Raw genomic sequence first — 10,743 nt, forward strand, 5'->3', positions numbered from 1 at the left:
CGAGAATTAGTCGTAAAAGGGTCAGCCTTCAACCGCACCCAGGTTGACGCCCTCGGCCTGCAGCGCCTCGAACACGCGCGCGTCGCGGCCGTAGATGTCGCTGGCATACCCGACCGTGCCATCCGCGCCGACGAAGGCGGAATGGTAGGTCAGGTAGATCGGCACCGGCTGTTCCAGGTTGACGCGACGTTCCTTGCCGCCGTCCAGCAGCGTCCGGAAATAGCCCTGCGGATCGTCAGCCTGCGGCGCCAGCAGCGCATGCGCCAGCTCGAACGGCTTCTGCACCCGCACGCAGCCGTGGCTGTAGGCGCGCACGTCGCGGCCGAACAGGTGCTTCGCCGGCGTGTCGTGCAGGTAGATGCTGAACTGGTTCGGGAACATGAACTTGACCTTGCCCAGCGCATTGCCGGGGCCGGGCCGCTGCTTGATCACGAACGGAAAGTTCGACCGGGTGAACCGCCGGAAGTCGACCAGCATCGGATTGATGCGGGTGCCGCCGCGGGTCATGATCTGCATCGAACTGCCCAGCGCGCCCGGGTTGCGCTGCAGCTTCGGCAGCATCTCCTCGGTGGCGATCGAGCGCGGCACGTGCCAGGTCGGGTTCACGACCATGTAGGTCATGCTGTCGTTGAATTCCTGCGTGCGGTGCTCGTTCGTGCCGATCACCACGCGGGTATCCAGCGTCACCTCGCCCTGGTCGATCAGCTGCGCGGTGAACGCCGCCTGGTTGACCAGGATGTACCGCGTGCCGCGGTCGTAGTTCAGCCAGCGCTGGCGCTCCAGGTTGACCAGCACCTGCTTCAGCCGGTCCTCGGGCTGGGCGTTCAGCACCGCCAGCGTCGTCGGGCCGACGACACCGTCGTCGCTCAGCCTGCGGCTGCGCTGGAACGCCTTCACCACCATCGCCAGCGGTGCGTCGAACACCGGCGCCTCGCCCAGCTCGAGGCTTTCCATCGCCGCCAGGCGCCTGCGCAGCGCGGCGACGCGCGGGCCGCTGTCGCCCTGGCGCAGGGTCGGGCCGGCGGGCACCGGATCGCCCCAGATGTCGGCCGCGACCAGCTGTTCCAGCCGCGCCTTTTCGGCCTGCAGCGCGGCGTAGTGCGGGTGCGAGGGGGCCAGCGCCTCCAGGTAGCCGGCGGCGTCCGGCGCCGTGGCCAGCCCCTCGAGCAGCGCGAACGGATCGGGGCGCTTCGGCGACACGACGATGTCGGAATCGACGCGGCGCGGCTCCAGCAGGCCGGAATTGACGTCGCGCGCATAGGTCAGGAAGGCGCGGGTCATGGCGACCTCGTAGGCCGGCGTGCCCGGCTCGCCGCCGCGCAGCAGCGCCTCGTCATAGCGCCCGGCAGGCAGCCCGTGCCGACCCGCCTGGTCCAGCGCGGCCAGCAGCGCCTCGGCCCGCGGCGCGGTCCAGACCGGCGCGAAGTCGTGCTGCTGGTAGACGCCGACAACCGCCGCCAGCTGCGGGCCGGCGGCGTCCAGCGCATCGCGCAGCGCCGCCTGGGCCGGGCTCAGCGGCGCCGCGGCCGGCACCGGCGCGGCGACCGCGCCGGTCGACGGCTCTGCGCCCGTGCCCGGGGTCTGGCCCTGCGCCGGAAGCACGTGCCCCACGGCCACGAACAGGGAAAGCGAGGTCAGGATACTGGTAAGCCGATGCGTCATTCGTGCCCCATGAAACGTGGATCGCGTGTTGCTTCGCGCGCGCGTTCGTCGCCCAACAGTTACGGTCTGCACCGCCGCGCATAAAGCAACATGACCGCCAATTCCGGCAGAAATCGTGCGGCCGTGTGACTTTTGCCGCAGCCACACCCCTGTTGCACCGCAGACACGGTTCCCGAAAAGCGCGGCGCATGTCGGCGGATTTTCGCGCATTGCCCCGACCCCCGGCGATCAGGCCCTTGGAGCGGCGGCGGGCCGGTGGCATGGTCTGCTCACGCGAACGAGAGGACGGGAGCCGGCGCGCGTAAACCAAAGTCATACGCCGGCGCATCGTCGCAACGACAAGAAGAACAGACCAAAGGCACGAGCAGCATCGGTCGACAGGCCCGGAAAAGGGCGGCGGCCGTAAAGACACAAACCCGAAAACGGAACCTACGCAGGCAGATGATCAGCAAAAAATCCCCCATCAACCGGCGAGATGTGCTTGCAGGGCTCTTCGCCGCTACAGCGGCGTCGGCCGCACCGGTCTACGCCAACGCCGCCGGTTTCCTGCGCGGCGCCGGCGACGTCCGGCGCATCCGGCTGGGCAGCCCCCGCACCGGCGAGGCGGTCGACACCATCTACTGGGTCGAAGGCCAGTACATCCCCGAGGCGCTGTCCGAGATCAGCTGGTTCATGCGCGACTGGCGCGAGAACGAGGTGATCCAGTACGACCGCCGCAACGTCGACATCCTGGCGGCGACCCTGCGGCTGATGGACACCGACGAGGCCTACAAGGTGGTCTCGGGCTATCGCAGCCCGGCGACCAACCGGATGCTGAGCCGGCGCAGCCGGGGCGTGGCGCAGAATTCGTACCACATCCGCGGCATGGCGGCGGACCTGAAGCTGACGTCGCGCTCGATCCACCAGATGGCCAAGGCCGCCGAGGCCTGCAACGCGGGCGGCGTCGGCAAGTACGGGCGGTCGAACTTCGTGCACATGGATAGCGGTCCGGTGCGCACCTGGCGCGGCTGATCCCGGCGATGTGCCCGGCGGCGCCCTGCCCTGCGCGGGGCGTCTCGTCGTGAAAGGCGCGCCGATCCCGCTGCGCGTGACGCGGGTCGACCGGCGCAACATGGCCCTGCTGGAGCATCTGGCGGACGAGGTGTTCGACGCGCCGATCGAACCCGGGCATCTTTCCGACTATCTGGACGATCCCTGCCAGCACCTGCTGGTCGCGGTGCTGAGGGGCACCGTGGTCGGGCAGCTGAAGGCGGTGATCCACCGGCACCCGGAAAAGCCGCCGAACCTGTTCATCGAGGAACTGGGGGTGGCCTCCGCCCACCGGCGGCTGGGGATCGGCACCGCGCTGGCCGAGAAGGCGACGCAGCTGGCCCGGCAGGAAGGCTGCGCCGAGATCTGGCTGGCGACCGAGCCGGAGAACACCGAGGGCAACGCGCTGTACGCGGCGCTGGGAATGCGGGCGCAGCATGTGGTGATGTACAACCGGGTGCTGTGAGGCCGGGGAGTTCGCACCGTGAAAACGGCGGATCTCACCGTGAAAACCCCCTCAACCATTTGATCTTACAGCGAAACGTACTCTGAAAACTTCGTTGACGCCGGATCGGGGGCCGCGCCCGGCGTCACCGCCGGGCGGGTTCCGGTCGGCAGGCGGCGCTATGGTCGCACCGTGCCGTCACCCTCGACCAGGTACTTGAAGCTGGTCAGCTGCTCGGCGCCGACCGGGCCGCGGGCGTGGATCTTGCCGGTGGCGATGCCGATCTCGGCGCCCATGCCGAACTCGCCGCCGTCGGCGAACTGGGTCGAGGCGTTGCGCATCAGGATCGCGCTGTCGAGCCCGGCGAAGAACCGCGCGGCGGTGGCGTCGTTCTCGGTCAGGATGCAGTCGGTGTGACCCGAGCCATAGGTGCGGATATGCTCCATCGCCTGCTGCACGTCCTCGACCTTGCGCGCGGCGATGATGCTGTCGAGATACTCGCGGCCCCAGTCGTCCTGCGCCGCCGGAACGGTGCCGTCGATCTGAAGCCCCTCGCCCGCGCGGACCTCGACACCGGCATCGAGCAGCATCTTCAGCACCGCTTCGGTCTGCTTGTAGTCGCGGTGGAACAGCAGGCACTCGGCCGCGCCGCAGATGCCGGTGCGGCGGGTCTTGGCGTTCAGCACCACGCGGCTGACTTTCTCCGGGTCGGCATCGACGTCGATATAGATGTGCACGATGCCCTCGAGATGCGCGAACACCGGCACGCGGGCGTCGGCCTGCACGCGCCCGACAAGGCCCTTGCCGCCGCGCGGCACCACCACGTCGATATATTGTGTCATCGTCAGCATCTCGCCCACGGCGGCGCGGTCGCGGGTCGGGACCAGCTGGATCGACGCCTCGGGCAGGCCGGCGGCGCGCAGGCCCTCGACCAGGCATTCATGGATCGCGGTGGAGCTGTGCAGGCTTTCCGAGCCGCCGCGCAGGATCGCGGCATTGCCCGCCTTCAGGCACAGCCCGCCGGCGTCCGCCGTCACGTTCGGACGGCTTTCATAGATCACGCCGATCACCCCCAGCGGCGTCGAGACCCGGCGGATGTGCAGCCCCGACGGCCGGTCCCATTCCGCCAGCACCCGGCCCACCGGGTCGGGCTGGGCGGCGACGGTGCGCAGGCCCTCGGCAATCGCCTGCACCCGCTCGGCGGTCAGCGTCAGCCGGTCCATCATCGCGCCGGTCAGGCCCTTGGCGCGGCCGAACTCCAGATCCCTGGCGTTCGCCGCGATGATCCGGTCGCTGCCGGCCAGCACCGCGTCGGCGGCGGCGGTCAGCGCCTTGTCCTTCACCTCTGGCGGGGTCGAGGCCAGCACCTGCGCGGCGGCGCGGGCGTTCTGGCCCAGCTGCTGCATCATCGCGTGGATGTCGGTCTCGGCTCCGTCCATCGGAAGTCCCCTGGTTGCTCAGATTGCCATGTCGTCGCGGTGGATCAGCGCCACCCGGCCCGGATAGCCCAGTTTTTCCGCAATCTGCCCGGACTGCAAGCCGCGGATCGCGCGCGCGTCGGCGACGTCGTAGCCGGCCAGGCCGAGGCAGAGAACCTCGCCCTCGGGGCCGGCGATCTCGACCGGATCGCCGCGGCCGAAGCGGCCGGTGACCTCGGTCACGCCGATCGGCAGCAGCGACTTGCCCGCGTGCAGCGCCCGCACCGCACCGGCGTCGATGGTGATCCGGCCGCGCGGCTTCATCGCCGAGATCCAGCGCTTGCGCGCGGTCTTGGGATCGGACGCGCCGCGGAACCAGCTGGCGCGCGCGCCGCCGGCCAGCGCCGACAGCGGCCGCTCGACATTGCCCAGCGTGATCGCCATCGCGCAGCCGGCCCGCATGGCTATGTCGGCGGCCAGCAGCTTGGTCTTCATCCCGCCCTTGGCGCCGGCGCTGCCGGTGCCGCCGGCCATGGCGCGGATCTGCGGCGTCAGGCTTTCCACCAGCGCGATGTGCCGCGCGGCGGCGTCGTCGCGCGGATTGGCGGTGTAGAGCCCGTCGACATCCGACAGCAGCACCAGCACATCGGCGCCCGACAGCGAGGCGATCTGCGCCGCCAGCCGGTCGTTGTCGCCATAGCGGATCTCGTCGGTGGCCACGGTGTCGTTCTCGTTCACGATCGGCACGGTGCCCAGGTCCAGCAGCGTGCGCAGCGTGGCGCGGGTGTTGAGATAGCGGCGGCGCTGCTCGCTGTCCTCGAGCGTCACCAGCACCTGCGCGGCGGTGATGCCGTGGGTGGCGAGCACGTCGGCGTAGGATTGCGCCAGCTTGATCTGGCCCACGGACGCGGCGGCCTGCGCCTCGTCCAGCCGGTCGGATCTCGGGTCGAGCCGCAGGATCCGCCGGCCCAGCGCGATCGAGCCGGAGCTGACCAGCACCACCTCGGCGCCCTGCCCTTTGAGCATGGCGACGTCGGCGGCCAGCCCTTCCAGCCAGTCGCGGCGCAGCGCGCCCGAGGCCTGGTCGACCAGCAGCGCCGAGCCGATCTTGACGACCACGCGCCGCGCCTGCCCCAGCATGCGCGCAGGGTCGGGCGCAGCGGCGGTCAGGGTCTCCATGTCTGGTCCTCGGGCGCTTCGGGGGCCGGCCTGCGGTTGGCGTCGACGATCGGGCGCAGGGCGCGCAGCACCTCGGTCACGCCGTCGCGGCTGACGCCGGACATGGTGAGGATCCTGCCGCCGGCGGCGGCTTCCAGTTCGGCCGCGCGCTCCTCCAGCGTCTCGGGCTCGAGCGCGTCGATCTTGTTCAGCACGGTGATCCGCGGCTTGTCGGCAAGGTGGCCGCCGTAGGCTTCGAGCTCGGCAATCACGGTGCGGTAGTCCTCGGCCACGGTGTCCGAGGTGCCGTCGACCAGGTGCAGCAGCGCGGCGCAACGCTCGACATGGCCGAGGAAGCGGTCGCCGATGCCGCGGCCCTCGTGCGCGCCCTCGATCAGGCCGGGGATGTCGGCGACGACGAACTCGGTGTTGTCGATGCCGACCACGCCCAGGTTCGGGTGCAGCGTGGTGAACGGATAGTCGGCGATCTTCGGCCGCGCGTTCGAGGTCGCGGCCAGGAAGGTCGACTTGCCGGCGTTGGGCAGGCCCAGCAGGCCGACGTCGGCGATCAGCTTCAGCCGCAGCCAGAGCGTGCGCTCGACGCCGGGCTGGCCGGGGTTGGAGTTGCGCGGCGCCTGGTTGGTCGAGGTCTTGAAGTGCAGGTTGCCGAAGCCGCCGTTGCCGCCGCGGGCGATGCGCACGCGCTGGCCGACGGTATCGAGGTCGGCGATCAGCGTCTCCTGGTCCTCGTCGAGGATCTCGGTGCCGACAGGCACTTTCAGCACGATGTCGTCGCCGCCCTTGCCGGTGCGCTGCCGGCCCATGCCGCCCTGCCCGTTGCGGGCGAAGAAGTGCTGCTGGTATCGGTAGTCGATCAGCGTGTTCAGCCCCTCGACCGCCTCGGCCCAGACGTCGCCGCCGTTGCCGCCGTCGCCGCCGTCGGGGCCGCCGTACTCGATGTACTTCTCGCGGCGGAAGCTGACCGCGCCGTTGCCGCCGGCGCCGGAGCGGACGTAGACCTTGGCCAGATCCAGAAATTTCATGTCGGCCCCCTGCGGTGCGGTGTCAGGCGTCCTGCGCCCAGGTTTCATGTGCCAGCGAGTAGCGCCAGGTGTCGACCTCGGCCTGGCGCGCGGTGCAGTAGCGCCGGCCCTGGCCGATGTAGGCGAAGCCGGTCTTGGTCAGCACCTTGGCCGAGGCGGCGTTGTCCTGGAACACCTCGGCGTGCAGCGGGCCGCGGTCCTGGCCGCGCGCCCAGGCGACGATCCGCCCGACCGCCTCGGTGGCGAAGCCGGTGGACCAGAACGGCGCCCCGACCCAGTAGCCGATGCCGCCGTCGTCCTTCAGGCTGATCAGGCCGATCAGCCCGTCGGCGACCGAGCCGGTGTGCTCGATCACCCAGACCGTCTCGCCGCGCTCGCCGGTCAGCACGCGCTCGATGAACGCCTCGGTGCGGCCGGGCGGCAGCGGGTGCGGGATGTTCATCGTCATGCGCGCCAGCCGCGCGTCGCCGGTGTAGAGCGCGATCAGCCCGGCGTCGGCGCGCCGCAGCGGACGCAGCACCAGCCGCTCGGTGGTCAGCACCGGCTGCGCGGACACGGCACCGCGGTCGTCGGCGTGGCCGGTCCAGGTCGAGCGCTTGAAATCGGTCATGGCGCATGGGCTCCAGGTGATTGATCGCCGGGCCTGCCGGCGTCGGCAACTCGCCGGGCCCGTCTGCGAGTCAAGAAGGCCCGGCCGATGGTTCGACCGGGCCTTCGCATTCGCGTTTCGGCGACGGTCTACTCGGCCGCTTCGGCGGCTGGCAGCACCGAAATGAAGGTGCGGCCCTTGAGGCCCTTGCGGAACGTCACCTTGCCCTCGGCGGTGGCGAAGATGGTGTGGTCGCGGCCCATGCCGACGTTCTGTCCCGGGTACCACCTGGTGCCGCGCTGGCGAACGATGATGTTGCCGGGAATGACGGCCTCGCCGCCGTATTTCTTCACGCCAAGGCGACGGCCGGCGCTGTCGCGACCGTTGCGGGACGAACCGCCTGCTTTCTTGTGTGCCATCTGTCGGTCTCCTTAACTCGTCGCGTTACTCGGTCTCGGCGGCGAAGGTCTTCGCCTGGCCGATCCAGTCGTCACGTTCGATGCGGCCCTTGAACGACAGCAGCTCGTCCATGTGGGCGACTTCCTCGGGGCCCCATTCGGCGATCTGCCAGAAGTGGAACACGCCTGCCTCGTTCAGCGTCTTCTCCAGCTTCGGGCCGACGCCGCCGATCTTCTTCAGATCGTCGGCCTTGCCCCTGGCTTCGGCCAGCAGGTTCGCCGGCTTGCTGCCGGCGTCCGCGGCCGGTGCGTCGGCCTTCCCGGCCTTCCCGGCGGCCTTCGGGGCGGCTTTCGCCTCGGCCTTCGCGGCCGGCTTCGCGCTGGGCTTCGGGGCGGCCTTCTTCGCGGCCGGCTTGGCGGCCTTGGCGGGCGCCTCGCTCACCGTCTCGGCGGCGGCGTCGGCGGCGCGCACGCCGGTCTTGTCGCCGCCCGAGGCCAGGATGTCGGTGACGCGGATCAGCGTCAGCGACTGCCGGTGGCCCTTGCGGCGCTGCGACGAGGCCTTGCGGCGGCGCTTCTTGTAGGAGATCGTCTTCGGCCCGCGGAACTGGTCCACCACCTCGGCCTGCACGGCGGCGCCGGTGATGAACGGCGCGCCGACGGTGACCTTGTCGCCGCCCAGCATCAGAATGTCGTTGAACTGCACGGTCTCGCCGGGCTGCGCGTTCAGCTTCTCGATCGAGACCTTGTCGTCCTTGGCAACCTTGTACTGCTTGCCACCAGTCCTGAGCACCGCAAACATGCGTCGTCTTCCTTCGTCTTCCGCGCCCTGCGGCCACCTGCTGCGGTGTTTCGGCGGAGCGTCGCGCGCCCCGCGCCTCGGACAGCGTGTGCGGTGTCCTGCCCGCACAAGGATTGACCCCGGCGCGAGGCCGGGGAATGGGAAGCCGCGTTATGGTGCCGTGCGGCGCGCGAGTCAACCGCAAATCCCGGCGCAAATCCCGGCGCTAATCCAGGCGCTAATCCCAAGCCGCGCGCGCCCGCCCCGTCGCCGCCGCCGGGCCCGGCGGACACGCCGCGCGCCCTGCCCCGCACTTTCCCCTTGCACCCGTCCGCCGGCATAAATAAACAGCCGCCCACAGACCAGCCAGCCTGGATGCGGAGAGGTGCCGGAGTGGTCGAACGGGGCGGTCTCGAAAACCGTTGTGGGGGCGACCCCACCCAGGGTTCGAATCCCTGTCTCTCCGCCACTTGCCCTCGCGAAAGCGTTCTCTCGATCCGGCTGCGGCCGGATTTTCTCGTTGTTTTCGAGGGTTATGCGGGCGGGGCTGAGCACTGGCATCGTCGCAAGGAGGCCCGGAAGTGGTCTCTCAGGGCCCATATTCTCCGGACCTCATGACTGCGCCCATTTGGTGAATTCCTTTTAACCATCTGAAAAATTTAGACTTATCGAAAGTGTCAGCTCAACACTTCGACGCCAGAGGCGTTCGTGAAATGGTACTGAAATCCAACTTGGCCTGGCCCTACCGGCAGAACTGGACTGCCGTCCCGATTGATTGTGCGCACATCTTCCCGCGGATATGCTCTGCCCATGACAAGTGGAATGGAGTGTGACTGTTGGACGGAGAGAACGGCAAGCGTCAAGATATCGAGGAGGCGATCGAAGCACTCTGGGGACTGTCTGACCTGCTCCCCTGAAAAGTCCTCGATTTTAGGTTAGCCTGTTCTCCAACTGAGGAGACAGAAGATGAAGATAAGCCGTTTCAGCGAAGCGCAGATCATTGGCATCCTGAAGGAGCACCAGGCGGGCATGAGCGCGCCCGATCTGTGCCGCAAGCACGGGATCAGCGACGCGACATTTTACAACTGGCGACGCAAGTACGGCGGCATGGAGGTCGCCGATGCGAAGCGGCTTAAGGCGCTGGAGACTGAGAACGTGAAGCTGAAGAAGATGCTGGCCGAGCAGATGATGGATGTGGCGACACTGAAAGAGATGCTCGGAAAAAACTTCTGAGGCCCGGTTCGAGGAGGAATGCGGTGGACTGGGCCATGAAAGAGAAGAGCTACACGCAGCGGCGGGCCTGTGCGCTGGCCGGGATCGATCCGCGCGTCTACCGGCGTGCATCAAAGCGCCCGGCGGACACGGAACTGCGGGCCAGGATGAAAGAGCTGGCCTCGGAGCGGCGTCGGTTCGGCTATCGGCGGCTGCACATCCTGCTCAAACGGGAAGGCTGGGACGTGAACTGGAAGAAGCTCTATCGGCTCTACCGGGAGGAAGGGTTAACCGTCCGCAAACGGGGCGGACGCAAGCGCGCGGTCGGGACCAGGGCGCCGATGGCGATCCCGCAGGGGCCAAACCAGCGGTGGTCGCTCGACTTCGTGTCGGACGCGCTGGCTGACGGCCGCCGGTTCCGCATCTTCTGCGTGATCGACGACTTCAGCCGGGAATGCCTAGCGACGGTCGTGGATACGTCGCTCTCGGGCATCCGGGTCGCCCGAGAGCTGGATCGCATCGCCGAAATGCGCGGCTTCCCCTGCATGGTGGTCTCCGACAACGGCACGGAACTGACCAGTAACGCGATGCTCAAGTGGCAGGAGGATCGCCAGGTGGAATGGCATTACATCGCGCCGGGCAAACCAATGCAGAACGGCTTCGTGGAGAGCTTCAACGGTCGCCTGCGGGATGAGTGCCTGAACGAGCACCTGTTCCCGACCCTGCGCCATGCCCGCCATCTGATTGCGGCATGGCGCGACGACTACAACCATAACCGCCCGCACTCGAGCCTCGACGGGCTCACCCCGCGGGAGTATCACCAACGGTCAGAAGAGGATCAAACCCTGAACAGAGCTCACCTATAGACGCGGACTCAAAGGGGAGCAGGTCATGCTCTACGTCCGGTTCCCGCTCTCGCGCTGGAATATCGAGGACCTGCTGCACGAGCGCGGGATCGACGTGAGCCACGCGGCGGTCCGGTACTGGTGGCACCGCTTCGGTCCCGTG

The 10,743-nt window shown here is 68.7% G+C and carries 10 protein-coding genes, 1 tRNA gene and 1 pseudogene; 5 read left to right on the forward strand and 7 right to left on the reverse strand.

What is annotated here, in order from left to right:
- Positions 1–21: 21 nt before the first annotated feature.
- Entirely contained in the window at positions 22–1,662 is a 1,641-nt protein-coding gene (locus tag GE300_RS10490; protein ID WP_154446509.1) for a L,D-transpeptidase family protein, read from the reverse strand.
- 441 nt (positions 1,663–2,103) lie between these two features.
- Between GE300_RS10490 and GE300_RS10495 the strand changes: the two genes are divergently transcribed.
- Together GE300_RS10495 and GE300_RS10500 are read left to right on the forward strand one after the other, a co-directional pair.
- Positions 2,104–2,673, forward strand: a complete 570-nt coding sequence (locus GE300_RS10495) for a YcbK family protein (protein WP_154446510.1) — start codon at positions 2,104–2,106, stop codon at positions 2,671–2,673.
- Positions 2,674–2,722: 49 nt separating this feature from the next.
- Entirely contained in the window at positions 2,723–3,157 is a 435-nt protein-coding gene (locus GE300_RS10500; protein ID WP_154446511.1) for a GNAT family N-acetyltransferase, read from the forward strand.
- Positions 3,158–3,315: 158 nt separating this feature from the next.
- On the opposite strand, the gene GE300_RS10505 is transcribed toward GE300_RS10500, so the two are convergent.
- The 6 genes from GE300_RS10505 to GE300_RS10530 all read right to left on the reverse strand — a co-directional run bounded on the left by GE300_RS10505 (position 3,316) and on the right by GE300_RS10530 (position 8,544).
- Positions 3,316–4,575, reverse strand: a complete 1,260-nt coding sequence (locus GE300_RS10505) for a glutamate-5-semialdehyde dehydrogenase (RefSeq protein WP_154446512.1) — start codon at positions 4,573–4,575, stop codon at positions 3,316–3,318.
- A gap of 18 nt (positions 4,576–4,593) precedes the next feature.
- A complete protein-coding gene (gene proB / locus GE300_RS10510; protein WP_154446513.1) occupies positions 4,594–5,733 on the reverse strand; it encodes a glutamate 5-kinase in 1,140 nt (379 codons plus the stop codon).
- Entirely contained in the window at positions 5,721–6,755 is a 1,035-nt protein-coding gene (gene obgE, locus GE300_RS10515; RefSeq protein ID WP_154446514.1) for a GTPase ObgE, read from the reverse strand. Before obgE ends, proB begins: the two co-directional genes overlap by 13 nt.
- A gap of 22 nt (positions 6,756–6,777) precedes the next feature.
- Positions 6,778–7,365, reverse strand: a complete 588-nt coding sequence (locus GE300_RS10520) for a GNAT family N-acetyltransferase (protein ID WP_154446515.1) — start codon at positions 7,363–7,365, stop codon at positions 6,778–6,780.
- Between the two features lie 128 nt (positions 7,366–7,493).
- Positions 7,494–7,763, reverse strand: a complete 270-nt coding sequence (gene rpmA, locus GE300_RS10525) for a 50S ribosomal protein L27 (protein ID WP_154446516.1) — start codon at positions 7,761–7,763, stop codon at positions 7,494–7,496.
- A 25-nt stretch (positions 7,764–7,788) separates the two neighbouring features.
- Positions 7,789–8,544, reverse strand: a complete 756-nt coding sequence (locus GE300_RS10530; RefSeq protein ID WP_154446517.1) for a 50S ribosomal protein L21 — start codon at positions 8,542–8,544, stop codon at positions 7,789–7,791.
- Positions 8,545–8,902: 358 nt separating this feature from the next.
- Here GE300_RS10530 and GE300_RS10535 point away from each other — a divergent pair.
- From GE300_RS10535 to GE300_RS10545, 3 genes and pseudogenes are all read left to right on the forward strand, one after another.
- Positions 8,903–8,992: transfer RNA gene (locus tag GE300_RS10535), tRNA-Ser, on the forward strand.
- A 497-nt stretch (positions 8,993–9,489) separates the two neighbouring features.
- Positions 9,490–10,601, forward strand: a protein-coding gene (locus tag GE300_RS10540) for an IS3 family transposase (protein ID WP_154446518.1) whose coding sequence is annotated in 2 segments (ribosomal slippage) — positions 9,490–9,745 and positions 9,745–10,601 — 1,113 coding nt in all. Because the reading frame shifts where the segments join, the coding sequence is not laid out codon by codon here.
- A 22-nt stretch (positions 10,602–10,623) separates the two neighbouring features.
- Positions 10,624–10,743 (forward strand): annotated as a pseudogene (locus GE300_RS10545) (IS6 family transposase); the annotation flags it as partial.

It is taken from the genome of Halovulum marinum (assembly GCF_009697225.1).
GTDB classification, from domain to species: Bacteria; Pseudomonadota; Alphaproteobacteria; order Rhodobacterales; family Rhodobacteraceae; genus Halovulum; species Halovulum marinum.